Origin of the sequence: Streptomyces sp. NBC_00873 (assembly GCF_045207415.1) — a bacterium.
In the GTDB taxonomy this organism is placed as follows: Bacteria; Actinomycetota; Actinomycetes; order Streptomycetales; family Streptomycetaceae; genus Streptomyces.
In genome coordinates, this window is the sequence record NZ_CP108803.1 from 8,802,289 (window position 1) to 8,826,686 (window position 24,398).

Annotated in this window: 21 protein-coding genes and 2 pseudogenes; 15 read left to right on the forward strand and 8 right to left on the reverse strand. The window is 69.2% G+C overall.

The genetic code is table 11. The annotated features are described in order from the left end of the window. Nucleotides 1-148 precede the first annotated feature (148 nt). Nucleotides 149-1,483 (forward strand): N-acetylmuramoyl-L-alanine amidase, encoded by a 1,335-nt coding sequence (locus tag OH809_RS40925; protein WP_406415914.1) that lies wholly within the window; start codon nucleotides 149-151, stop codon nucleotides 1,481-1,483. Nucleotides 1,484-1,678: 195 nt separating this feature from the next. On the opposite strand, the gene OH809_RS40930 is transcribed toward OH809_RS40925, so the two are convergent. Further along, nucleotides 1,679-2,875: an ROK family protein gene (locus OH809_RS40930; RefSeq protein WP_406415912.1), complete on the reverse strand. Its 1,197-nt coding sequence runs from the start codon at nucleotides 2,873-2,875 to the stop codon at nucleotides 1,679-1,681. A 164-nt stretch (nucleotides 2,876-3,039) separates the two neighbouring features. Here OH809_RS40930 and OH809_RS40935 point away from each other — a divergent pair, with 164 nt between their 5' ends. Genes OH809_RS40935 through OH809_RS40945 form a run of 3 tightly spaced genes read left to right on the forward strand, consistent with a single transcriptional unit; the run spans nucleotide 3,040 to nucleotide 8,538 of the window. Further along, on the forward strand, nucleotides 3,040-4,476 hold the full coding sequence (locus OH809_RS40935) for an ATP-binding cassette domain-containing protein (protein WP_406415911.1): 1,437 nt from the start codon (nucleotides 3,040-3,042) through the stop codon (nucleotides 4,474-4,476). After that, on the forward strand, nucleotides 4,473-5,354 hold the full coding sequence (locus tag OH809_RS40940; RefSeq protein ID WP_406415909.1) for a sugar phosphate isomerase/epimerase family protein: 882 nt from the start codon (nucleotides 4,473-4,475) through the stop codon (nucleotides 5,352-5,354). Before OH809_RS40935 ends, OH809_RS40940 begins: the two co-directional genes overlap by 4 nt. A 49-nt stretch (nucleotides 5,355-5,403) precedes the next feature. Next, nucleotides 5,404-8,538, forward strand: a complete 3,135-nt coding sequence (locus OH809_RS40945; RefSeq protein WP_406516179.1) for a ThuA domain-containing protein — start codon at nucleotides 5,404-5,406, stop codon at nucleotides 8,536-8,538. A 101-nt stretch (nucleotides 8,539-8,639) separates the two neighbouring features. On the opposite strand, the gene OH809_RS40950 is transcribed toward OH809_RS40945, so the two are convergent. Beyond that, complete coding sequence (locus OH809_RS40950; protein WP_406415905.1) at nucleotides 8,640-9,776, reverse strand: aminoglycoside phosphotransferase family protein; 1,137 nt, start codon at nucleotides 9,774-9,776, stop codon at nucleotides 8,640-8,642. A 231-nt stretch (nucleotides 9,777-10,007) separates the two neighbouring features. On the opposite strand from OH809_RS40950, the gene OH809_RS40955 reads away from it, so the two are divergent. Beyond that, a complete protein-coding gene (locus OH809_RS40955) occupies nucleotides 10,008-11,504 on the forward strand; it encodes a hypothetical protein (RefSeq protein WP_406516180.1) in 1,497 nt (498 codons plus the stop codon). A 136-nt stretch (nucleotides 11,505-11,640) separates the two neighbouring features. Here the strand turns inward: OH809_RS40955 and OH809_RS40960 are convergent, their stop codons facing one another. The 3 genes from OH809_RS40960 to OH809_RS40970 form a co-directional block, all read right to left on the reverse strand. After that, nucleotides 11,641-13,077: a PP2C family protein-serine/threonine phosphatase gene (locus OH809_RS40960; protein ID WP_406424686.1), complete on the reverse strand. Its 1,437-nt coding sequence runs from the start codon at nucleotides 13,075-13,077 to the stop codon at nucleotides 11,641-11,643. A gap of 188 nt (nucleotides 13,078-13,265) precedes the next feature. Beyond that, nucleotides 13,266-13,514: a hypothetical protein gene (locus tag OH809_RS40965; protein ID WP_406415902.1), complete on the reverse strand. Its 249-nt coding sequence runs from the start codon at nucleotides 13,512-13,514 to the stop codon at nucleotides 13,266-13,268. Nucleotides 13,515-13,556: 42 nt separating this feature from the next. Further along, nucleotides 13,557-13,724: a hypothetical protein gene (locus tag OH809_RS40970; RefSeq protein WP_406415901.1), complete on the reverse strand. Its 168-nt coding sequence runs from the start codon at nucleotides 13,722-13,724 to the stop codon at nucleotides 13,557-13,559. Nucleotides 13,725-13,774: 50 nt separating this feature from the next. Between OH809_RS40970 and rpmG the strand changes: the two genes are divergently transcribed. The 9 genes and pseudogenes from rpmG to OH809_RS41015 all read left to right on the forward strand — a co-directional run bounded on the left by rpmG (nucleotide 13,775) and on the right by OH809_RS41015 (nucleotide 19,115). Beyond that, nucleotides 13,775-13,939 (forward strand): 50S ribosomal protein L33, encoded by a 165-nt coding sequence (gene rpmG / locus OH809_RS40975; protein ID WP_406415899.1) that lies wholly within the window; start codon nucleotides 13,775-13,777, stop codon nucleotides 13,937-13,939. A 59-nt stretch (nucleotides 13,940-13,998) separates the two neighbouring features. Further along, nucleotides 13,999-14,259 (forward strand): type B 50S ribosomal protein L31, encoded by a 261-nt coding sequence (locus tag OH809_RS40980; protein WP_406415897.1) that lies wholly within the window; start codon nucleotides 13,999-14,001, stop codon nucleotides 14,257-14,259. Between the two features lie 643 nt (nucleotides 14,260-14,902). Beyond that, nucleotides 14,903-15,125: pseudogene (locus OH809_RS40985) on the forward strand (ATP-binding cassette domain-containing protein); the annotation flags it as partial. A 60-nt stretch (nucleotides 15,126-15,185) separates the two neighbouring features. Next, the gene (locus tag OH809_RS40990; protein ID WP_406415896.1) at nucleotides 15,186-15,938 is read left to right on the forward strand and encodes an ABC transporter permease; all 753 of its coding nucleotides are present in this window, start codon (nucleotides 15,186-15,188) and stop codon (nucleotides 15,936-15,938) included. A gap of 17 nt (nucleotides 15,939-15,955) precedes the next feature. Next, complete coding sequence (locus OH809_RS40995) at nucleotides 15,956-17,287, forward strand: sensor histidine kinase (RefSeq protein WP_406424684.1); 1,332 nt, start codon at nucleotides 15,956-15,958, stop codon at nucleotides 17,285-17,287. After that, a pseudogene (locus OH809_RS41000) lies at nucleotides 17,280-17,393 on the forward strand (DNA-binding response regulator); the annotation flags it as partial. The gene OH809_RS40995 and the pseudogene OH809_RS41000, both read left to right, overlap by 8 nt. Before the next feature lie 35 nt (nucleotides 17,394-17,428). Next, nucleotides 17,429-17,743, forward strand: a complete 315-nt coding sequence (locus OH809_RS41005) for a recombinase family protein (RefSeq protein ID WP_406516181.1) — start codon at nucleotides 17,429-17,431, stop codon at nucleotides 17,741-17,743. A gap of 40 nt (nucleotides 17,744-17,783) precedes the next feature. Continuing rightward, a complete protein-coding gene (locus tag OH809_RS41010; RefSeq protein WP_406516182.1) occupies nucleotides 17,784-18,557 on the forward strand; it encodes a DUF4389 domain-containing protein in 774 nt (257 codons plus the stop codon). Nucleotides 18,558-18,599: 42 nt separating this feature from the next. Beyond that, a complete protein-coding gene (locus OH809_RS41015; protein ID WP_406415890.1) occupies nucleotides 18,600-19,115 on the forward strand; it encodes a DinB family protein in 516 nt (171 codons plus the stop codon). A gap of 547 nt (nucleotides 19,116-19,662) precedes the next feature. On the opposite strand, the gene OH809_RS41020 is transcribed toward OH809_RS41015, so the two are convergent. Beyond that, nucleotides 19,663-21,024: an FAD-dependent oxidoreductase gene (locus tag OH809_RS41020; RefSeq protein ID WP_406415888.1), complete on the reverse strand. Its 1,362-nt coding sequence runs from the start codon at nucleotides 21,022-21,024 to the stop codon at nucleotides 19,663-19,665. A gap of 203 nt (nucleotides 21,025-21,227) precedes the next feature. On the opposite strand from OH809_RS41020, the gene OH809_RS41025 reads away from it, so the two are divergent. Further along, a complete protein-coding gene (locus tag OH809_RS41025; RefSeq protein WP_406415886.1) occupies nucleotides 21,228-21,410 on the forward strand; it encodes a hypothetical protein in 183 nt (60 codons plus the stop codon). A 136-nt stretch (nucleotides 21,411-21,546) separates the two neighbouring features. Here OH809_RS41025 and grpE read toward each other — a convergent pair whose 3' ends face one another. Both grpE and dnaK read right to left on the reverse strand, forming a co-directional pair. Next, on the reverse strand, nucleotides 21,547-22,200 hold the full coding sequence (gene grpE, locus OH809_RS41030) for a nucleotide exchange factor GrpE (protein ID WP_406415884.1): 654 nt from the start codon (nucleotides 22,198-22,200) through the stop codon (nucleotides 21,547-21,549). Beyond that, nucleotides 22,200-24,053 (reverse strand): molecular chaperone DnaK, encoded by a 1,854-nt coding sequence (gene dnaK, locus OH809_RS41035; RefSeq protein WP_406516183.1) that lies wholly within the window; start codon nucleotides 24,051-24,053, stop codon nucleotides 22,200-22,202. Before dnaK ends, grpE begins: the two co-directional genes overlap by 1 nt. Between the last annotated feature and the right edge of the window lie 345 nt (nucleotides 24,054-24,398).

The following is a 24,398-nucleotide window of genomic DNA, read 5'->3' on the forward strand; positions in this document are numbered from 1 at the left end:
CAGTGGTCTGGTCCAGTGGCTCAACCGGCAACCCCTGTTGTGGTCTTGACGCGCCATCATCTCAGGTCACAGAGTGTGCGCCCATAGCGGAACCGTGAGATCGGACCACGTACGACATTCCATGCGCACAGCTCCAAGAAGGGTTGTCATGACGTCCAAGCAGAGGACCAGACTCACGCTCGCCCTGACCACCGTCGGCGCCCTGAGTCTCGCGCTGCTCACCCCCGCGGCGCAGGCCGGCGCGGACGGGGTGCGGCCCGAGTGTCCGCGCGGCCTCGACTGCGACTGGGTCCCGGCGGCCTACCGGCAGACCGGCGATCCGGCCGACAAGGAGACGTACGGCAACTACGACACCGCGGACCGGCCGCACAGCAACAAGATCAAATTCATTGTTCTGCATGACACCGAGGAAGACTTCGACACCACCCTGAAGATCTTTCAGAACCCGCTGAAGCAGACCTCCGCCCACTACGTGGTGCGCTCGGGCGACGGTCATGTCACCCAGATGGTCAAGGGCAAGGACGTCGCCTGGCAGGCGGGCAACTGGTACGTCAACACCCACTCCATCGGTATCGAGCAGGAGGGGGTCGCCGTCGAGGGCGCCATGTGGTACACCCCCGAGATGTACAACTCGACGGCGAAGCTGGTGCGTTACCTCGCCGACAAGTACGACATCCCGCTCGACCGGCAGCACATCATCGGCCACGACGGCGTGCCGCCCACCAGTGCGGCCGGTACCAGGAAGATGCACTGGGACCCGGGTCCCTACTGGGACTGGAACCGCTTCATGGCACTGCTCGGCAAGCCGACGACCGTGCCGAGCGCCCCGAAGAGCAGTCCGCTCGTCACCGTCAGCCCTCGGTTCAAGGACAACCAGCAGGCCTTCCGCGACTGCGAGAAGGGCGTCGACCTGCCGGTCCAGGGCAGCAGCGCCGTCCCGCTCCACACCGAACCCTCCACCGACGCACCGCTCTTCTCCGACCCCGGACTGCACACCGACGGCTCGCCCGGCACGAACTGCGCGGCCGACTGGGGAAGCAAGATCAGCGCGACCCACCAGGCGGTCGTCGCGGACCACGCGCCCGGATGGACGGCGATCTGGTGGTACGGAAAGAAGGCCTGGTTCCAGACCCCGGCGCACACCCGGACCACCGTCCCGACCGCCGGCTACGTCGTACGCCCGAAGGAGGGCCGGACCGAGGTGCCGGTGTACGGGGTGGCCTACCCGGAGAAGTCCGAGTACCCCGCGGACTTCGCGGACAAGCGGGTCGGGACGGCGCTGCCATACACGATCAAGGCCGGGCAGTCGTACCCCGGCGGGGGCGAGGCGCCGACCGGGTTCTTCTACGCCCCGACGATCGATGCGTCGTACCCGCTGGACCACTCCTACTTCCAGGGCCAGGAGACGTATGTGACGGTGCAGATCGGGCACCGGGTGGCCTTCGTGAAGACGTCCGACGTGGATGTGGTACGGGTGCGGTGAGGGCCGGGGGCGGGCGTCCTGCGGGGGCTCCGCCCCCGGACCCCCGCTCCTCGATCGCCAAAGGGGGCGGAGTCTGCCGGTTCGGCTCGACTGTCCGTGCAGGTGGAAAACCAAGCCCGTCCTGCGATTGAGGACCGGGGGCTGGGCAGCGCCCCGGTTTCGGGAAGCGGCGGGCAGGGGAACAAGCCCCGCCCCCTACCCCCGTCCCCCCGCCACCTCCCGGTCCACCTGCCGCGGCGACAACGCGTGCTCGATCGCCAGGATCGCCGCCCCCACCGCCGCCGCATTCTCCCCCGTACGGCTCGGTTCGATCCGCAACAGCTGCGTGGCCAGGGGATGCGAGCGCCGGTACACCGCTTCCCGTACACCGGCGAGCAGTTGATCGTGCACGACGGCCAGCGCACCGCCCATCACCACCGTGTCCGGGTTGAAGAAGTTCACCAGCCCCGCGAGGACCTCCCCGACCGCGCGGCCCGCCTCGCGCACCATCCGCACCGCGTCGCGGTTCCCGGACTTCACCAGCCGCACCACATCGCTGCCCGATGTCGCGTCCAGCCCAAGACCGGCCAGCTTCGCCGCCAGTGACGCGCCGCCCGCCACCGCCTCCAGGCAGCCCGAATTGCCGCACCGGCACGGCTCATCGAGTTCCGCGACGCGGATGTGGCCGATGTCGCCCGCGCAGCCCTGCGCCCCCCGATGCAGCCGGCCGTCGGCCACGATCCCGCAGCCGATGCCCGTGCCGACCTTGATGTACAGCAGGTAGCGGCAGTCGGGGAAGGCGCGGCGCTGCTCCGCCAGGGCCATGACGTTCACGTCGTTGTCGACGAGTGCCCGTACCCCGAACCGGGCGGCGAAGAACTCCGGGATCGGGTACTGGTGCCAGCCCGGCATGATCGGCGGATCGACCGGACGGCCGGTGGAGAACTCCACCGGGCCCGGCACCCCGACCCCGATGGACTTGAGCGCCCCGGGCGCCCGGCCCGCTTCCTCGAGGAGGGCGTGCACGGTCCGTTCGACATGGCGCAGTACGGAGTCTGGGCCGTCCCCGATCGCCAGGGGATTCTCCTGCGTCGCGAGCGTCGCACCGCCGATGTCCAGCAGCGCCACCCTGCAGTGCGAGGCCCCCAGGTCCACCCCGGCCACCGTATGCTCACGGGTCCGCAGCGCCAGCCGGCGAGGAGGGCGTCCCCCGGTCGAGGCGCCGTCCGCGTCCTCGTCCACGAATCCGTGCGCGATCAGCGCATCCACCCGCTGGGAGACCGTCGAACGTGCCAGCCCGGTGATCCGGGCGATGTCGGCGCGGGTTGCCACGGACCCCGAACTGATCAGCGCGAGCACCTCGCCGGGCGAGTGCGAGGAAGTGGCGGACAGGCGATCCGACGGCGAAGACATGGCAGCCACCCTAGGGACGACTTCCGCTGCTCACAAGGCGATTGGTGTTCGGCAATCGACATAAGTCTGCGCCAAATTGGCAAAGAGCAACGATGCATGAACCCTTGACAGTCCAAAGTCCTGCCACGACTCTGCTCAACAGACCACTGACCGAGGAGCCGGTGATGCTGACGATGCAGGGCGTGTCCAAGAGCTTTCTCGGGGTGCGTGTGCTCCACGACGTGGAGCTCAGCCTCGAAGCCGGAGAAGTGCACGCCCTGGTGGGTGAGAACGGAGCGGGTAAGTCGACCCTGATGAAGATCCTCGCGGGTGAGCACTTACCCGACGCCGGGACCCTCACGATCGACGGCACCGAGCACTCCTTCAGCCACCCGGCCCAGGCCCAGGCAGCCGGAATCGGCATCATCCACCAGGAGTTCGCGCTCCTGGCCCACCGCACCGTCGCCGAGAACGTCTTCCTCGGCCGGGAACCCACCCGGTACGGACTCGTCGACCGCCGGGCCATGGAACGGCGCACCGCCGAACTCCTCGACCGGATCGGCGCGACCGGCATCAGCCCGCGGACCCCCGTCCACGAGCTGTCGGTCGCCCGCCGGCAGACCGTCGAGATCGTCAAGGCACTCGCCTCCGAGGTCCGCATCCTGGTCATGGACGAACCCACCGCCCCGCTCGCCGACCACGAGGCCGGACAACTCGCCGCCCTGGTCCGCCGCCTGGCCGCCCGCGGGCTCGGCATCCTCTACATCTCGCACCGGCTCCGCGAGGTCTTCGACCTCTCGCAGCGCATCACCGTCCTCAAGGACGGCCGCCGCGTCACCACCCTCACCACCCGCGACACGGACGCCGACACCGTCGTACGCGCCATGGTCGGCCGGGAACTGGGCGCCTACTACCCGCCCCGCGCCCGGCCCGAGGAACTGGGCGAGCAGCGGCTCACCGTACGCGGCGGCGGCAACGCCCGTATCTCCGGCATCGATCTGACGCTGCGGGCCGGCGAGGTCGTCGGCGTCGCCGGACTCCAGGGCTCCGGCCGCACCGCCCTCGCCCGCGCCCTGTTCGGCGCCGCCCCTTTCACCACCGGCGCCATGACCGTCGGAGGCCGGCCCCTGCGCCCGGCCCGCCCGAGGGACGCCATTCGGGCCGGGATCGCCCTGGTCACCGAGGACCGCAAGACCGAGGGCCTGGCGCTGCGCCAGTCGGTGCGAGACAACGCCCTGCTCGTCACCCGGGCGGTGCCCGCCCGTTCCCGGCCGCCGGCGGGCCGTGAGGTGACCGCTCTGCTGGAGCGCGTACGCCTGCGGGCGGACGTACCGCCGATCACCGGCGAGGACCAGCAGGACTTCCTCCAGGCGTGGAAGGAGAAGAAGCTCACGGCCATCGCCCCGTCGTACCCCACCTTCCAGTGGCGCACCCCTGTCATCGCGGCGCTGAGGATCCTCGGTGGACAGCAGGTCCCCAAGGAATGGAAGCTCCCGCAGCCCACCGTCACCCAGGACACCCTCGACCAGTACCTCAAGCCCGGCATGCCGCCGCTGCACTACGCGATGTGCGGCTGTGAGAAGCTCGCCGGGTTCCCGAAGAAGTGGGGAGGCAAGGAGTGAGCGCCGCCCTGCCGCTCGGGGCCAACCCATGGATCTGGCACTCCCCGGTGACGTACGAAGCACTGGGCGACGTCCTGCCGCTCCTCTCGGCGTGGGGCTTCGACTGCGTCGAGATCCCGATGGAGAACGAACGCGACTGGGAACCCGTGGCCGTCACCAAGCTCCTCGAGGCCTCGGGGCTTGCCCCGGCCGCGGTCGTCGCCGTCATGCCACCGGACCGCAATCTGGTGCGTACCGACCCACAGACCGTCGCGGTCACCCAGGACTATCTGCGCCGCTGCATCGACGCCGCCCATGCCCTGTCCGCCCCCACGGTCGCCGGACCCGTCTACACCGCGGTCGGCCGCACCTGGCGGATGGACCGCCTCGAACGCGCGGCGGCCTACGAGGAGTTGCGCGAGAACCTCGCCCCCGTCGTCGACCACGCGCGGGCCGCGGGCGTACGGATCGCGGTCGAGCCGCTCAACCGCTACGAGACCAGCCTCCTCAACACCGTCGGCCAGACCCTCGACGCCCTGGCCGGACTCCCCGAGGACACCATCGGCCTGGCGCTCGACATCTACCACCAGAACATCGAGGAACGCTCCCTGCCCGATGCCGTACGCCGCGCGGCAGGGCGCATCGTCCACGTCCAGGTGTGCGCGAACGACCGTGGCACGCCCGGTGCCGACTCCCTCGACTGGCCCGGCTTTCTCACCACACTCACCACGAGCGGCTACCGGGGGCCGCTCTGCATCGAGTCGTTCACCGCGCACAACGACGCCATCGCGATCGCCGCCTCCGTCTGGCGGCCGCTCGCCGACACGCAGGACGCCATCGCCACCGAGGGCTTGGCCTTCCTGCGCCGCACCCTCGCCACCATTCCCGTCCCCCGCTGATTTCCCCTCAAGTCCCTTACGGATCCCGACCGCAGAGAGGACCCAATCCGTGAGCCAGCCCGTGATCTGTCATGCTCGTGACATACGGCGAGCGGTCATCGCATTAGTGAGCGCACTGCTGCTCGCGCTGACCGCACTGCCCGCAACCGCCCAAGCCGCCACCGCGGCCAAGGACCCCGCCTTCCGCGTACTGCTCTTCACCCGCGCCGTCGGCTATGTGCACACCTCTATCCCGGCCGGCGTCAAGATGCTCAAGGAGGAGGCCGCCGCCAACAACTTCGACCTCGTCGAGAGCGCCGACCCCACGGTCTTCGACGACGCGAAGCTCAAGGACTTCGACGCGATCGTCATGCTGCAGAACTCCGGCATGGTCTGGGACACCGACGCCCAGCGCCAGGCGATGCAGACGTACGTGCGGGGCGGCGGCGGTGTCGTCGCCATCCACAACACCCTGGACATGGGAATCGAGTCCGAATTCCCCTGGTGGGACCAGGCCATCAACGGCGGCGTCCACATGCCCGCCCACTCGCCCGGCGTCCTCCAGGGCACCGCCAAGGTCGCCGACCGCGTCCACCCCTCCACCGCCGGACTCCCGGAACGCTGGGAGCGCCCCGAAGAGTGGTACAACTTCGACAAGAACCCCCGGGGTGACGTCCACGTCCTCGTCACCGCCGACGAGACCACGTACAACCCCGGCGGCTCCGCCATGGGCGCCGACCACCCCATCTCCTGGTGCCGCAACACAGAGGGCGGCAGGGTATGGGCCACAGCCATGGGCCACGACACCCCCGCCTACAGCGAACCCGCGTTCCGCAGCCACGTCCTCGGCGGCATCGAGTGGGCCGCGGGCCACAAGCCCGGCGACTGCGGCGGCACCGTCTGGAGCGGCTACGAGAAGGTCACCCTCGACGACAACACCGCCGACCCGATGGAGCTCGACGTCGCCAAGGACGGCCGGGTCTTCTACATTCAGCGCAGCGGCGAGGTGAACATCTACGACCCGGCCACCCACGCCACCAGCACGGCCGGCAAGCTCGACGTCTACACCGGCGGTGAGGACGGTCTGGTCGGCATGGAGCTCGACCCGTCCTTCAAGGACAACCACTGGATCTACCTCTACTACGCCCCCGCCGGCGCGTCCGACGACGTCAACCGGCTCTCCCGTTTCACGGTCAAGGGCAACACCCTCGACCTCGCGAGCGAGAAGAAGCTGCTCGACGTCCCCGCCTACCGCGACCGCACCTTCCCCGAACCCGGACACACCGGCGGCGCCGTCGAATTCGGCCCGAACCGCACCCTCTATCTCGGCGTCGGCGACGACACCCCGCCCAACCTCGACCCGAACTGGCAGGGGTACGCGCCACTCGACTGGCGCGAGGGCAAGCAGATGCTCGACGCCGCCCGCACCGCGGGCAACACCAACGACCTGCGCGGCAAGATCCTGCGGATCAAACCGAAGGACTCCGGCGGCTACACCATCCCCAAGGGCAACCTGTTCGCCGAGGGGACCGCGAAGACCCGCCCCGAGATCTACGCCATGGGCTTCCGCAATCCGTTCCGCTTCACCGTCGACCCGAAGACCGGCTACGTCCATGCCTCCGACTACGGGCCCGACCGCGGCCTGCCGACCACCGACCGCGGACCCGAGGGCCTCGTCGAGTACAACGTGATCAAGAAGGCCGGGAACTTCGGCTGGCCGTTCTGTCACGGCAACAACCAGGCGTACGCCCCGTACAACCCGGACACCAAGGAGGTCGGCGCCAAGTTCGACTGCGCCGCACCGGTCAACCCCTCGCCGAACAACACCGGTCTGACCGAACTCCCGCCGATCCAGCAGCCGGAGATCTGGTACGGCTACGGAGCATCGAAGGAGTTCCCCGAGGTCGGCAGCGGCGGCTCGGCCCCGATGAGCGGGCCCGTCTACCACTACGACAGCAAGAACCCGTCCACCACGAAGTTCCCCGCCTACTTCGAGGGCGCGAGCTTCTTCTACGAGTGGTCGCGCAACTACGTCAAGGAAGTCCGCTTCGACCAGGACCAGAAGCTCCTGAAGATCAATGACTTCCTCTCCTCGCAGAAATTCAACAAGCCGATGGACATGACGTTCGGCCCCGACGGATCGCTGTACGTCCTGGAATGGGGCAGCTCCTTCGGCGGCGGCAACAACGACTCCGGGCTCTACCGGATCGATTACGCCCAGGGGAAGCGCATCCCGGTCGCCAAGGCCTCCGCCTCCGCCACCGACGGCCCCGTCCCGCTGAAGGTCGACTTCTCCAGCAAGGGCAGCAACGACCCCGACGGTGACGCACTCAGCTACGCCTGGGACTTCGACGGCGACGGCACGTACGACTCCACCGAAGCCGACCCCAGCCACACCTACACGGCCAAGGGCGACTTCGTCGCCCAGCTCAAGGTCACCGACTCCACCGGCAAGTCCGGCTACGCCAACATCCCTGTCACCGCCGGGAACACCGCCCCCAAGGTGACCATCGAATTCCCGGTCAGCGGCAAACTCATCGAGTTCGGCGACAAGATCCCGTACAAGGTCACCGTCACGGATCCCGAGGACGGCCCGGTCGACTGCTCCAAGGTCACCGTCAACCCGGCCCTCGGACACGACGACCACGAGCATCCCACCACCGACCTCCCCGGCTGCGAAGGCACCGTGGACACCGGTGACCTGGGCGGCCACCCGGAGGGCGCCGACCTCACCTACGTTCTCAACGCCAAATACACCGACCAGGGCGGCGACGGCGTCTCAGCCCTCACCGGCTACGGTCGCGCCGTGCTCCAGCCCAAGCACAAGCAGGCGGAGTACTACGACGCCCAGTCCGGCACCCGGATCGTCTCCCAGGCGGGCGCCGAGAACGGCAAACGCATCGGGGACATCTCCCACGGCGACTGGGTCGCTTTCGACCCGATGAGCGTCGAGGGCATCGGCTCGGTCAGCTATCAGTTGTCCTCACCGTACGGGGTCGGCGCGATCGAACTGCGCGCGGACGCTCCCGACGGCACGCTGCTCGCCACCACTCCGGTTCCCAATACCGGCGGCTGGGACACCTATCGGCCCACCCCGGCCGTACCCGTCCAGGAACTGAAGGGCACCCACAAGCTGTACCTCGTCTTCACCTCGCCGCAGAACAACTCCTTCGACGTGGACGCGGTCGACTTCAGGAGCCCCTGACCCTCCGCCCCGTCCAACAGAGCACAGCACGCACAACAGCGTGCCGCGGGCCCGGTGTGTCGGCACCGGACCCGCGGCAGGTCTCCCCGGAGAGAGCCGCGTCAGCGAGTGCCGACCGCGGCACGCACAGCCCGTCGGGCCATCGCGCAGTCGTCATGCAGCCGGCGCAGCAGCAGTCGCTGCTCCTCGCCCGACGACAGCGCACCCGGGCGGTCCTGACAGACGCCCGTGGGCACGCCGTCCCGCATGGCCCGTTGGACTGCCGTCTCGTACGTACGGATCTCCCGTGTCAGTACGAGCATCAGGTTCACCAGGAACGCATCCCGCGCCGCCGGCCCTGCCGCCTGCGCCAGCTGGCTGATCTGCCGCCGCGCCACCGGCGCGTCACCCAGCACCGTCCACAGCGTTGCCAGGTCGTACCCCGGCAGGTACCAGCCCGCGTGCTCCCAGTCCACCAGCACCGGACCCGCGGGCGACAGCAGGATGTTGGAGAGCAGGGCGTCACCGTGGCAGAACTGCCCCATGCCCTGGCGGCCGCCCGCGTGCGCCAGACCGTGCAGCAGCTTCTGCAGGTCACCCAGATCCCGGTCGGTGAAGAGCCCCAGTTCGTGGTAGCGGGCGACGCGCGAGGCGTAGTCCAGCGGGGCGTCGAAGAGCCCAGCGGCCGGCCGCCACGCGTTGACCCGGCTGATCGCACCGAGCGCGGTCCGCACATCGGCGCGGGGCGGAGCCTCCGCCGGGTGCCTCGTCAGCGCCGCCACCCGTCCGGGCATTCGCTCGATGACCAGGATGCAGTTCTCGGGATCCGCCGCGATGAGCCGCGGTACCCGGACCGGCGGGCGGTGCCGGACGAACGCCCGGTATGCCGCTATCTCGTGGCGGAACCGCTCGGACCATGCGAGGGAGTGGTCCAGTAAACACTTGGCGACCGCCGTCGTGCGCCCGGTTGTGCCGACGATGAGCACCGAACGCCCGCTGCGCCGCAGCACCTGGACCGGATTGAACTCTGGGCAGATCCGGTGCACGGAGGCGATCGCCATCCTCAGCTGTGCACCCTGCGGGCCGGACAGGTCCAGCCGCCCGCTGAGCGGGCCGGCACCCGGTCCCGCCGACCGCCGGGGCCGGACCGTGCCGGGAGCGGGCGGTGCGGCGCGGGGGTCGAGGTACGGTCCGCCGCCCGCCCCCAGGGGACGCAGCGGCCGGGGCGGCGCGGACACGGAGGACGATGCTGTGTACATGAGCGAGACAGATCCCTTCGTGCGCCGACAAGTAGCGTGCGCCGCCCCGTCCGGCGGCCGTTCGGCACCCTGGGGAGTACCTAGGGCTGCCGGACGGGGTGGCTCTTTCCTACCTGACACCGGTCCGCGGGTTGCGGACCATCTGGCGGACCCTGGCGAACCCTGGCGAATAGTCGCAACGCATCTGACAGGGGGCTACTGTCAACACAGCCGAGAACCTGGGGGCTTGACGTGACCGGAGAACCCAACACCCGCCTGTCCGATCTGTTCGGCCTTGCCGGCTGGTCCAAGGGCGAACTCGCGAGAATGGTGAACCGGCAGGCGGTGGCCATGGGCCACCCGCAGCTGGCCACCGACACCTCGCGGGTGAGGCGTTGGATCGACATGGGGGAGTCCCCACGCGATCCCGTGCCCAAAGTGCTGGCTGCCCTGTTCACCGAGCGGCTCGGTCGTGTCGTGACCATCGAGGACCTCGGGTTCGGCCGGCGCGGGCGTGTGGGGAAGCGGCGAGAGGTCGGGACGCAGGACAATCCCGACGGACTGCCGTGGGCGCCCGAACGGACGGCAGCGGTCCTCACCGAATTCACGGGAATGGACCTCATGCTCAACCGACGCGGCTTGGTGAGCGCGGGCGCCGCGCTCGCCGCAGGATCGACCATCACCGGCCCCATGCACGACTGGCTGCACACCGACCCCGTTCTGGCGGCCGACGCTCCACGGATCGACGATCCCCTCTACGCGGACCAGGCCGGTTTCGACCGGTACGAGGCCGCCCCCATCGGGTCGGAGGAGATCGAGGCACTGGAGCGGTCCGTCGAGGTGTTCCGCGCCTGGGACGCCTCCCGGGGCGGCGGACTGCAGCGCAAGGCCGTCGTGGGCCAGCTCAACGAGGTGGGGGGCATGCTCGCCTACCGCCACCCCGACCATCTGCAGCGCCGCCTCTGGGGCGTCGCCGCCAACCTCGCCGTTCTCGCGGGGTGGATGTCCCACGACATCGGTCTGGAACCCACCGCCCAGAAGTACTTCGTCATCGCCGCCCATGCGGCGCGCGAGGGGGGCGACCGTCCGCGCGCGGGCGAGGCGCTCTCCCGGGCGGCCCGTCAGATGATCCACCTGGGCCGTCCCGACGACGCCCTCGACCTCATGAAGCTGGCTAAGTCCGGCTCAGGGGACATGGTGCTGCCACGCACCCAGGCGATGCTGCACACCATCGAGGCGTGGGCACAGGCATCCATCGGCCGGGGCCAGGCCATGCGCCGTACGCTCGGCCAGGCCGAGGAGCTCTTCGTATCGGACAAGGGAGATGTGCCGCCGCCCAGTTGGATGCAGATGTTCGACGAGGCGGACCTGCACGGCATGCAGGCGCTGGCGTTCCGTACGCTTGCCGAGCACGAACCGGCGGCGGCGATCATTGCCCAGCGCCATGCCAAGCAGGCACTGGAGCTGCGTGTCAACGGGCGCCAGCGCTCCAAGATCTTCGACTACATCTCGCTCGCCTCGGCGTGCTTCATCGCCGACGACCCGGAGCAGGCCGACCGTTACGCACGGCTCGCCCTGGTGACGATGGGGGAGACCTCCTCGCACCGAACCTGGGACCGGCTGCGCGAAATGTACCGGCTCACCGGTCAGTTCGCGGGATACGCGAAGATCCAGGACCTCCGCGAGGAGATCGAGCTCGTCATGCCGCAGAGCTCGGTCATCAAGCGGCCCAGGCGTTCGGAGATCTGATCCGCCGGCGCCGCGAAGAAGAGGAGCGCCGACAACCCGCCGCCCGAGTACCGCACGCGTAGTCGTCTCGTCCGTCTGCGTTCCTGTGCCGTGCCGTGATTCGCTCTGCGCTCGTGCTCCTGCGGCCTACGGGCGTTCACGCCCCGATGCGGGCGACCAGCACGCACGCGTCGTCCAGGCGCTCGGTCCCACCGAACTCCTCGACGACGGTGCGTACGCACTCCTGTGCGGTACGGGCCTCGGCGAAGCGTGGTGCGAGACCGAGCAGTGTCTCCGGGCCCGCACCCCGGTCACTGCGGCGGGTCAGTCCGTCGGTGTGCAGAACCAGCACATCACCGGGCAGCAGGTGTACTTCGTCCTGCTCGTACGCGGCCCCGGACGCGGCACCGAGGAGGACCCCGTCCGGCGGGGGCAGCGGGCGTCCCGCTCCGTTGCGGAAGAGCAGCGGCGCGGGGTGGCCGGCCTGCGACCAGGCGAGGGTGCCGGTCGCCGGGTCGAAACGGCCGCACACCGCGCTGCCGAGAGCGGGCTGGGCCGACGATTGGAGTAACTGGTTGAGATGGCCCATCAGAGCGCCCGGCTCGATGCCGGCGACGGCCATGCCGCGCAGTGCGCCCAGCAGCATCGCCATGGCCGTGGTGGCGGGGATGCCATGACCGGTCAGATCGCCGACCGTGAGGAGCGTCCCGCCGTCGGGCAGCTCCAGCGCGTCGTACCAGTCGCCGCCGATCAGGGCGCTGGAATCCGACGGCAGATAGTGCGCCGCGACATCCAGTGCGCCGGGTCCCTGTTGCGGGAGGCGCAGCGAGCCGCGCCACGGGGGCAGCACCGTCTCCTGCAGCTCGACCGCCATCCGTCGTTCGGTCTGCGCCATGCGCTGCTGACGCCGGATCGATTCACGGGTCCGGCTCACCACGCGCTGGCTGCGGCGTAGTTCGCTCACATCGCGCAGGACCGCCCACATGGAAGCGGTGCAGCCGTCCGCGTCGAGGATGGGCTCGCCCATCATGTGCAGGGTGCGCATCCGGCCGTCGGCCCGCAGAATGCGGAACTCGCCGTCTATCGGCTTTCCGTCGACCAGACAGGCCGTCACCAGAGAGGTGAGCAACGGCTGATCCTCGGGAAACAGCACGGATGGAAGCTCGTCCAGCGACAGCGGTCCCGCGTGTGGGGACCGGCCGAAGATCTGGAAGAGCTCCTCCGACCAGCTGACCTCGTCGGTCAGCAGATTCCACTCGGCGCTGCCCACACGGCTGAGCAGTGAACCGGGCTGCGGCTCGTCGAACTCCTGGGCGGGCTCCGGCTCCTCGGCGAGCTGCTCCGCATCCCCCGGCGGCAGACCTTCCTTCAGCTGTCCCAGATGCGTGCCGAGATCATCGAGATGATGGACCGCCAGTTCGCAGAGCGCACGCTGCCAGCGCAGCTGCGGATCGTCCTCGTCGATCAGGACGGCATCGCGCCGTACCGCGTCCACGTCTCCGCGCAGCCGAAGGGTCCGGTCGATCAGCACATCGACGGCATCGCGTTCGGGCGGCTGTGGGGCGGGGCGGTCCGCGGACAGATGGGGCGGCATCTCGTACTCCGATACAGGCACGGCACAACCAGGTCTGAAAGGTGACCGATGACGACTGTGGCACAGGCTGAGGAAGCCCGTAAGTGATTTGGCAACACTCGATGCGTTGTTGCATCTGACATATGCCATAGGCTGCCTGGGTCGCTGATTCTTCGAACAGCCTTACTGGTGAAGGGTGTTGACGCAAGTCATCCGGTGTGTGCGGCGCCGCGCGCGCCGGAGTGTGCCGCTCCCGCGGGTCGCGCCGCACCCGGTCGGGGCATATGCGAGGAGCCCGCGCGGACGCGCAGGGCTCCGGCGGCCGGGGGCGGCCTCGGCTGACAGGCGGCGATGCGCCCGTACGAGCCGACCTTCCACTTCCATTCCAGGGGCTCGCCCGGGAACGTGGTCCAGCACTGCACCTGCGGACCATTGTTGATGACCAGCTGGATGTGCATCTTCTTGCCGCAGTTGTCGGTCGTCCGGGCCGTCTTGTTCTGCTAGACGACCACACGCGCGATACAGACGGGCGCTGTGTCACCCGCGGCGATCAACGCCGTGGCGGCCGCGGTCGGCAGGGTGTTCTTGAAGCGTTGCTGCGCGCCGGTGTCCGGGGCGGGAATGCCACCGGACCCACCCGCGTTACCCCACCAGAACGAAAACGACACCCATTGCAAAAAGCCTGGAATGGGGTCGGTGGAAGCGACCGGAGGTGCCCATGGCACGCAGTGAAGCCCGCCCCGTCGTCACTCTGAGGTCGACGGCCGGTACCGGACGGGCCTATGTGACCCGCAAGAGCCGCCGCAACAACCCCGACCGGCTGGTGCTGCGCAAGTACGACCCCGCCGCGGGGAAGCACGTCCTCTTCCGCGAGGAACGCTGACCCGTCGGGCCCGATCGGCAGGAGCAGGCCCTCCCCACAGCAGCAAGGAAGGAATGCACATGAAGCCCCGCATCCACCCCGTCTCCCGTCCGGTCGTCTTCCGCGACCGCGCCTCGGGGGTCGCCTTCCTGACCCGCTCGACCGCCGACTCCGACCGGCGCGTGGAGTGGGGGGACGGCACCAGCTACCCGGTCATCGATGTGGAGACCTCTTCGGCGAGCCACCCCTTCTGGACCGGCACCCATCGGGTGCTGGATACGGCGGGCCGGATCGAGCAGTTCCGGCGCCGCTACGGGACCACGGCGCCCGGCGGACGCTGAGGCTCGTGTGTCGCGTCACAGTGGGCGGTACGGATTCGAGGGAACAGAATCCAATGGTTTATCTTCGCCTATATGTGGATGACGCGCACAGCGCCCACCCCCTGGCTGCCCCGGCTGGATTCCCCCGATCCGGCCGGGGCTTCTCTCTGCCCGCCCGCCCCGGCGCCACCGCGACCAGGCCCCGGCGTCCTGGCTCGGACACCGGGGAACAAGTAACCCGCCAGTAGTTTTCCAGTGGTTCACGTCTGCCGTTCCCGGCGCCTGGCACCTCGTTGAGCTGACCGGGCGAACGTCCGAGGTGTCGACGACAAGGGGCGGGTGTTCGACGGCTCGACCCCGGTCTGCCGATCACCGTGCCCCACGCCCGCACGCCGGCCGCCGGGCGGCGTGGATTCGTCGGCTGACACTCGGCGCCGGCGTGGGTCGGGTAGACCGCTCGGCGAGGATCTCGTGGCGTAGGCGTTCGCTGCAGGTCCGGGCCGACGCGGCCGGGCTGATCACATCCCATCACTACCTGGCCCCGGACACGCTTCATGCGGTTTCCGGCCAGCCCGTCGTCGTACCGCCATCAACCGATCGGCTGATCGCAGGCCTAGCGCGATGGCTGATACCCCACGCCGCCCGCCCCGGCGATCCTTGAGGCATGTCCATGATCGAAGTTCAGGACCTGCGCAAGGCCTACGGTGGCAGGAGGGCCGTCGACGGTGTTTCCTTCACCGTCGACGAGGGGGAGATCTTCGGAATCCTCGGGCCCAACGGCGCCGGCAAGACCACAACCGTCGAGTGCGTCGAGGGCCTGCACTCCTGACGCCGGACTCGTACGGGTCGCGGGGCTCGACCCTGTGGCCCGGCACGAGGAAGTCACTGCTCGTCACTGACGCGACCCTCGACGACGCCTACCTCGACCTGACGGGAACCGACCAGTCATGACCGCCCCCACCGCCACCCGCGCCGTCCTGCGCACCGAGGTCCGGCTCTTCACCCGCGAACCCGGCGCCCTGTTCTGGGTGATGGCCGCGCCGACCGTACTTCTGGTGATCCTCGGCCTCATCCCATCCTTCCGCGAGCCCTCCGCCGACCTCGACGGCGCCCGCCGCGTGATCGACGTCTACGTTCCCGTATCAGTCCTTTTCGCCCTGATCATGGCCGGGCTCCAGGCCATGCCGCCGGTCCTCGTCGGCTACCGGGAGCGCGGCATCCTGCGCCGGATGTCTACCACCCCGGTCCGCCCGGCCACCCTCCTTACCGCCCAGTTCGCCCTGCACGCCGCGGCAGCACTCGTCTCCGCCGTCCTCGTGATCACGGTCGGCCGACTCGCGTTCCACGTCGCCCTGCCCGGGAACGTTCCTGGTTACGCACTGGCCCTGCTGCTCGCCGCGGCCTGCGGTCTCGCCCTCGGCGCGGCGGTCTGCGCGATATCCCGTACGCAGAAGATCGCCACCGCGGTCGGCACGGCCGCCTTCTTCCCGACCATCTTCACCGCAGGTGTCTATATCCCGGTCCAGGCCATGCCCGATACGCTGCGGCAGATCATCCAGTTCACCCCGTACGGTGCCGCCTCCCGGGCGCTCGACGAAGCCGCGGGCGGCGTCTGGCCCGGCTGGTTCGCGCTCGGAGTGATGGCGCTGTGGACGGTTGTGCTGACGGGGACGGCGGTCCACTGGTTCCGCTGGGAGTGACGGAGAGTGCGTACGAGATGACGACGACGGTCGAGGAACGCTGGCAGCAGTTCTTTCGCTGGGGCCCGTACCTCCTCCTAGCCCTCGCCACACTCCTCGCCGGGGTCTCGGCCGACGAGTTCATGACCGGCCCGTCGAAGGTCGCCGCCGGCGCCCTGATCGCGGCCGGTCTCGCCCTCCAGCTGTGGTGGACCGCCCACCAGCGCGCCCTCCCGGCTGCTGTCCGCCCCGCTGCCGCTCACCCGCAGACCGACGCAGCCACCACGGTCCAGGCCGCCCCCGTCGTCCTCGTCCCCGGCGCCCCCAGCGCCGCCTCCACCATCTACTTCCTCCTCCGCACCACGCTTGGCTACGCGCTGACCTGGCTCAACCCTTTCTTTGCCATCTACGCCTGCGTCGGCTACTTCGACGCCGGCCACCTTCTGCCGCCCCGGCCCGCCGTCACCCGGGCCGGACTGCTCGCCGTCGCCGTCCCCATGGCCGGCTCCCAGTCCGGCGGGCTGCCGCCTTCATCCACCCTCCAGTGGATCGCTTTCGGCGGCCTGTTCGCCCTCAACGCCGGCATCGCCCTCGTCTTCTCCCAGCTCGGCGCCAGGGAGGCCGAGAAGGCCGCCGAACGGGCCGCCACCATCGCCGAACTCGCCCGCGCAAACGCCCGCCTGGAGCAGGCGCTCGCCGAGAACTCCGCCCTTCAGACCCAACTCCTCCTCCAGGCCCGCGAGGCGGGCGTCGCCGACGAGCGACGTCGGCTCGCCGCCGAGATCCACGACACCATCGCCCAGGGCCTGACCGGGATCATCACCCAGCTCCAGGCCGCTTTCGGCACCGCCGACTCCGCACAGGCCCGCGTCCACCTGCAGCATGCCGCCGACCTCGCCCGGCGCAGCCTCCGCGAGGCCCGCCACTCCGTGCACAACCTCAGCCCGGTCGCCCTGGAGCACGACCCGCTCCCCGACGCGTTGAAGAAGACTCTGGCCGTCTGGTCCAAACGCACAGGCATCGCCGCCCGGTTCACCGCCACCGGCACCCAGGAGCCCCTCCACGACGAGGTCGCCGCCACCCTTCTGCGCATCGCTCAGGAGGCTCTGGCCAACGCCGAACGCCACTCCGGCGCCACCCGCGCCGGCGTCACCCTCTCCTTCATGGGCGACGAGGTCGCCCTGGACATCCGCGACGACGGCCACGGCTTCGACCCGGCCACGTTCCCCGCCCGCACCCACGCCGCCGGCTTCGGACTTGCCGGCATGCGCGCCCGCGCCGAACGGCTGGCCGGGACCGTCGCCGTGGAATCCTCACCTGGCGAGGGAACCGCGATCTCCGCCCGCGTACCGCTGGTGCGCTATGACTGACATCACCCTGCTGATCGTCGACGACCACCCCGTCGTACGGGACGGGCTGCGCGGCATGTTCGCCGCAGCCCCCGGCTTCGCCGTACTCGGGGAGGCATCCGGCGGCGCCTCGACCGGCTCTCCCGCTCTGTGCTCCACCTGGTGACCCTCTGCGCCGACCTGCGCGAACGAGGCATCGGCCCGCACGTCATCGAGCGGGGAATGGACACCGCCACAATGGAAGGCCGGGCGATGTTCGGGATGCTGTCGGTGCGCGCCGAGCTCCAGCGCGAACTGATCGTGGCCAACACCAACGAGGGGCTCGCCTCTGCTCGCACCCGCGGCCAGGTCGGCGGGCGTCGAACCAGGGCCGATGGCCGGTCCCGCCCGGTCCGGCGCGGCCCGTCAGGACACCCGATCGGCCCGTGGTCGATTGCGGGCCCGTATCGGCGGGCCGAGCGTGGGGTGACGTCGTAGGTGCCGATGAGGTATGCATCACCCGCCGAGGAGGAGCGACATGGCTGACGCCCAGTGGACGGGCCCCAGGGGACCGGACGTGGGGGAGTGGCTCCCTGTGCTGGACCTCGTCGAGCCGGCGAGGCAGCGCCGGCTCACGGTGCTGGTGCGACTGCTCCTGCTGATCCCGCACTTCATCGTGTTGTTCTTCCTCTACATCGCTGCCCTCTTCACCACCATCGCGGGCTGGTTCGCCGCCCTGGTCCTGGGGCGGCTGCCCGAACCGGTCTTCCGCTTTCTCGCCGGATATCTCGGCTACTACACGCGGGTCGGCGCGAGCGCAATGCTGCTGATAGACCACTACCCGCCGTTCGCCCTGACTCCGCCGCCGGACTATCCGGTCCAGATCGAGCTCCGGCCGACGGAACTCAACCGGCTGGCCGTCTTCTTCCGCCTGATCCTGATGATTCCGGCGGCGGTGGTGCGGGGACTCGCCACCTCCGGCTGGTGGGCGCTGTCCTTCATCTGGTGGCTGATCACACTGATCCTGGGACGCATGCCCCAGCCCCTCTTCGAGGCCTCGGCCGCGACACTCCGTTACGAAATGCGCTTCTTCGCCTACTTCATGATGCTCACCCCGGCCTACCCCAAGGGGTTCTTCGGCGAAGAAGCCCTTTCCGTACCCGAGCAGCAGCCCCGTTCCGCCACCCGGCCGCTGATCATGAGCGGAGCGGGGAAGGCCCTGCTGATTCTCTTCCTGGTGGTGGGTGTGGCCGCGAACATCACCATCTCCGCCACGACCGACTGGTCCTCGGACAGCACTGACGGGTGGTGAAAGCCCTGGCGGTATCCGGGGGCCGACGGGCATGATCTGGCGATGACATGGACAGCGCCAGACGCAATGCGCAAGCCCGGATCCCTCGTCGCCGGTGAGCGGGAGATGCTCACGGGATATCTTGCATGGTTCCGCAGCACCCTGCTGCGGAAGTGCGCCGGCCTGACCGGTGAGCAGCTTGCCGAACAGACCGTACCGCCGTCCAACCTCACCCTTCTCGGGCTGCTCCGCCATATGGCGAAGGTCGAACGCACCTGGTTCCGGGAGCGTTTCGCCGGCCAGTCGCTGGACCCGATGTACGACCCCGCCAGGGGCAAGGACGCGGACTTCGAGGACCTGGACCCGGCGTGCGCCCCCGACGACTACGCGCGCCTGGTCGAGGAGTGCCGGCTGGCGGACGCCGCCATTGCCGACGCATCGCTCGACGACACTTTTGTCCACGGCGGCGAGGTCTTCTCGCTGCGCCTCGTGCACATCCACATGATCGGGGAGTATGCGCGCCACATCGGCCACGCCGATCTGGTGCGGGAGCGGCTGGACGGGGTGACGGGGGCCTGAGGCGGCGCCGAACGACGACTGTCCCGTTGGATCGGGGGGTTCGGATCGGCTGTGCGGAGGACTGTCCGGCCTCCCGGGAAGTCACCCGGCCGTCCTCGGTGAGCTCGAGCAAGCCGCGCAGGGCGACCCGGCTTCCCCCCTGCCACAGTGCCGGGGCCGACGGACGCCGCCTGCTGAGTGTTGCGGGCCCACTCAAGGTCCTCGTCGACGCTCCACTCGACATGGTGCCGTCCGCCCACGTCCTTTGGAGCGCCGCGCCAGAGCGCCACCGCCGTTCCCACGGCCGAGTGGACGCGCACCCTCATCGGCCCCGCCGGGCCCCGAACCACCGCCTCCACGCGGACCAGCATCCGTCGATCATCCCCGTGCGTCAGAGGCGCACGCAGTGCAGGAAGAGGTGCGGCTCGGGTACCGCCTCAGAGTGGGACGGGGTGAACACACTGCTCTGCAACGCCCCCGGGCCGGCCCGCCCGCACAGCACTCTGCGCAACATGCTGCGTCGCCGGTGGTCCTCGCCGAGGCGACCACCGGTGACGCAGCCGTACGGTCAGGCGCCGGACGCGTCCAGCATGGCGCCGCGCTCCACGACCTTGATGCGCTCACGGCCCTGTTCCGCACCGAGAGCCTGCTCGTGTGCGTCCAGGCGGTGCCAGCCGTCACGCGTGGTGTAGCGGACACCACGCGCCTGGAGGAAGGCGACGACCGCGTCCGGATCAGGCTGCGTCGGAGCCGGCAGCAGGCCCGCGGCCCGGTCCTCCAGCAGACAGGCGACCGTTTCGTTGGCGTCGCCCTTGGTGTGGCCGATCAGGCCGATCGGTCCCCGCTTGATCCACCCGGTGACGTACACCGAGGGCATCGGCTCCGCACCCTCGACAACCCGTCCGGCGACGTGAGGGACCGTGCCGGAGGCGGGGTCGAACGGAAGCTTCGGCAGTTCATCCGAGTAGTACCCGACCGCCCGGTAGACGCTCTGGACATCCCAGTCGGTGAATCGCCCCGTGCCGCGGACGTTGCCGGTGCCATCCAATTCCGTCCGCTCCGTACGCAGGCCGACGACGCTGCCATCGTCCCCGAGAACCTCGACCGGGGACTCGAAGAAGTGCAGGAACAGCCTGTGGGGCCGGTCGCCCACGTCCCGGATGGCCCAGTTCTCCAGGGTGGAGGCGACCATGTTCGCCTGCTTGTTCCCCCGCCGGGTCTCGATCGAGCCCGCGTCGTACTCGATGTCCTCGGGGTTGACGATGACCTCGATGTTGGGGGAGTGGTCCAATTCCCGCAGCTCCATCGGGGAGAACTTGGCCTGCGCCGGACCGCGCCGCCCGAAAACGTGCACCTCCAGCGTCTGGTTTGCCTTGAGGCCTTCGTACACGTTCGCCGGGATCTCTGTGGACAGCAGCTCGTCCGCGGTCTTGGCAAGCATGCGCGCCACATCCAGGGCTACATTGCCCACGCCGAGAACGGCGACCTTCTCGGCCGTCAGCGGCCAGGTTCGCGGCACCTCGGGGTGCCCGTCGTACCAGGAGACGAAGTCGGCCGCACCGTAGGAGCCGTCGAGGTCGATCCCCGGTATGTCGAGGGGGCGGTCCGCTTCGGCGCCGGTGGAGAAGATCACCGCGTCGTAGAAGGAGCGCAGTTCGTCGAGGCCGATGTCATGGGGGTAGTCGACGTTGCCGAACAGCCGCAGCTGCGGCTTGTCCAGTACCTGGTGCAGCGCGGTGACGATGCCCTTGATCCGGGGGTGGTCAGGGGCCACCCCGTAACGGATCAGGCCGAAGGGTGCGGGCATGCGCTCGAACAGGTCGATCGATACACCCGGGTCCAGTGCGCACTCGGATTTCAGCAGCGCGTCGGCTGCGTAGACACCGGCGGGGCCGGCTCCGACAATGGCGACGCGGACAGGGCGTGTCATGGGGCTGTTGTTCCTTCGTTCCATGGGGCGGTTGAACGCGGGCAGAGAGCAGTGGAAGTAAGGCTTGGCTTAGTAATCTCCATCGCACACGCTATGTCCTGCCTCCACCGGCCCTCCGGCCGGGGGGCCATCCGTGAGGTGACAGCCCCGCTTGCCCGCCCCCGCGCCGACCGCTCGAGCGGTCGGCTGCCACCGAGCAGCTGATGACCGGTGTGAGAGCCGGCTATCGCGGCCGTGGCATTTCCGTCGCGATGAAGGCGTTCGGTCTGAGCTTCGCGGAGCTGTGTGGCGTAACCAAGGTCCGCACTTTCCATCACCCCGCGAACGCGAATGCCATCGCTATGAACCGGACGATGGGCTATGTCGACGCGGAGTGGGAGCTATGACCGGGGCGGGACAGCTCAGCATTCGGTGAGCGTTCCATTCCGTCGACAGCAGCAGGCGTCGGCTCGCCGCCGGCAGGTCGGTCCGCCGGTAGGCCGGTCACGTTCTGCGGCACGGCCGCTTGTGGCCCGCCGTTGGTCAGCGGTGCGGGGGTGGGCTCAGAGCCGGCCGCTCGGCTACGGCCACCTGTGCCGCGCGCATCAAGTGTGCGCCGACCCGGTAGCCGGGACGCAGCACCTCGATGCAGGTCGCGCTGGTGGTGCCGGAGACGGTGGTGGAGGTGAGGGCTTCGTGCATGCGGGGGTCGAATGGTTCGCCTGCCTCGCCGACACTGTGCAGGCCCAGCGCGGCGAGGTGGGACTCCAGAATCCGGGCGACTTGGTGGAAGCCCCCGGTGACGTGGCCCTGGGCCCGGGCCCCGTCGATGGCGTCCAGGACGGGCAGCAGCCCGGCCAGGACATTGGCGACGGCCGCTTCCCGGATCGCAAGGCGGTCCCGCCGTACACGTTTGCGGTAGTTGTCGTACTCCGCCTTGACCCGCTGCAGGTCCGCGGTGCGCTCGGCCAGGTCCGCCTCCAGCTGCCGGATGCGGTTCTCGGGGCCGGACGGACTGTGCGCGGCGCGGCTGCCCGCAACCGGTGGGCCGGCCGTCGCTGCCGGGTGCGTCGACGGTGTGACCTCCTGACCTTCGGGCCGGCGAGGCCGGAGAGCGACGGGATCGATGCTCCTGCGGTCACGGATGACCACGGGAGGCGGGAGATCCGGGCGCGGGGGCTGGGCCGGCTGCTTCATCACGTGTCTCCCTTCGCGGTGTCATCGTCCACGATCTCCGCGTCCACGACTTCCTCCTCGCCGCCCTGTCCGGCACCGGCAGCAGGACCGGGGGGTTGATCCGTCCGGGCCTGGGAGTAGAGGGCAGTGCCGATCTTCTGAGCAGCGGTGGCTGCACGTTCCACGGCGGAGCGAAGGGCGGCGGTGTCGTCGCCTTTGAGTTTCTCCTTGACGTCGGCCAGGGCGTTCTCGACGTCCGTCTTGACATCCGCGGGGATCTTGTCGGCATTTTCGGCCAGGAGCTTCTCGGTGGTGTAGAGGAGGTGTTCGGCGTTGTTACGGGTGTCGGCGGCCTCCTTGCGGCGGCGGTCCTCCTCCGCGTGGGCCTCGGCATCGCGCATCATCCGCTCGATGTCGTCCTTGGGCAGCGCGGAACCACCGGTGATGGTCATCTTCTGTTCCCTGCCGGTGCCGAGGTCCTTGGCGGCGACGTGCATGATGCCGTTGGCGTCGATGTCGAAGCTGACCTCGATCTGCGGGAGGCCGCGCGGGGCCGGGGGCAGACCGGTCAGGTCGAACACGCCGAGCTTCTTGTTGTAGGCCGCGATCTCGCGTTCGCCCTGGTAGGCCTGGATCTGGACGGACGGCTGGTTGTCCTCGGCCGTGGTGAAGATCTCCGAGCGTTTGGTCGGGATCGTGGTGTTGCGCTCGATCAGTTTGGTCATGATGCCGCCCTTGGTCTCGATACCCAGGGACAGCGGGGTGACGTCCAGCAGCAGGACGTCCTTGACCTCGCCCTTCAGGACACCGGCTTGCAGTGCTGCGCCGATCGCGACGACCTCGTCCGGGTTCACACCCTTGTGCGGATCCTTGCCCGTCAGTTCTTCCACCAGGCCCGTGACGGCGGGCATCCGGGTGGAGCCGCCGACCAGAATGACGTGGTCGATGCCGGAGACCTTGATTCCCGCGTCCTTCACGGCCTGGTGGAACGGGTTCTTGCAGCGCTCCAGGAGGTCCGCCGTGAGTTGCTGGAACTGGGCACGGGTGAGCTTCTCGTCGAGGTGCAGCGGGCCTTCGGCGGAGGCGCTGATGTAGGGAAGATTAATGGTCGTCTCGGTTGCCGCAGACAGTTCGATCTTCGCCTTCTCCGAGGCCTCGCGTAGCCTCTGAACGGCCATTTTGTCCTTGGCCAGGTCGACCCCGTAGCTGTTCTTGAACTGTTTCACCAGGTGGTCGACGATCCTCTGGTCCCAGTCGTCGCCGCCCAGGTGGGTGTCGCCGTTGGTGGACTTCACCTCCACGATGCCCTCGCCGATGTCCAGAAGGGACACGTCGAACGTGCCACCGCCGAGGTCGAAGACGAGGATCGTCTGGTCGCTCTCCTTGTCCAGGCCGTACGCCAGGGCCGCAGCGGTCGGTTCGTTCACGATCCGCAGTACCGTCAGACCGGCGATCTCCCCGGCCTCCTTCGTGGCGGTGCGTTGCGAGTCGTTGAAGTACGCGGGCACGGTGACCACGGCGTCGCTCACGTCCTCACCCAGATAGGCCTCCGCATCGCGCTTGAGCTTCTGCAGGACCCGCGCGGAGATCTCCTGCGCGGTGTAGCGCTTCCCGTCCACGCTGCCGGAGTCCGGGAATCGCCAGGCCGCCTCACCCATATGCCGCTTCACCGACCGGGCAGTGCGCTCCACGTTGGTCACCGCCTGCCTCTTGGCGACCTCGCCGACCAGCACGTTGCCGCCCTTGGCGAATGCCACAACGGACGGGGTTGTCCGGGCGCCCTCGGCGTTCGGGATCACAGCCGGTTCGCCGCCCTCCAGAACGCTGACGACCGAGTTCGTCGTACCGAGGTCAATACCGATCGAGCGTGCCATGATTCCGTTCCTTTCCATGCTCCCCCTCTGGGCAGGTGCAAGGGCTGCTCCGCGGCACCTGGGCCGCGGCGTCCGGGCCCGGCGAATCACGGTCGGCAACCGCACCGGCCGGTCTCGGCCTCGAACGTGCCTTTCACCCTCAGATTCCGGGATACGTCGGCTGCCAACCGCTGTCAACGCGTCCCTGCGCAGAAGTTTCAAGGCAACGCCACCCGACCGCGAGCGGGGAGACCGAGCGGGGCGTCAGACCGCCGTTGCCGCGTCCGAAGAGGCTGGCGTGATGACCTGACGATCTGATGGCCCTCGACATCGCAGGCGGGCACGGCACCCGCGTCGGCCACCTGC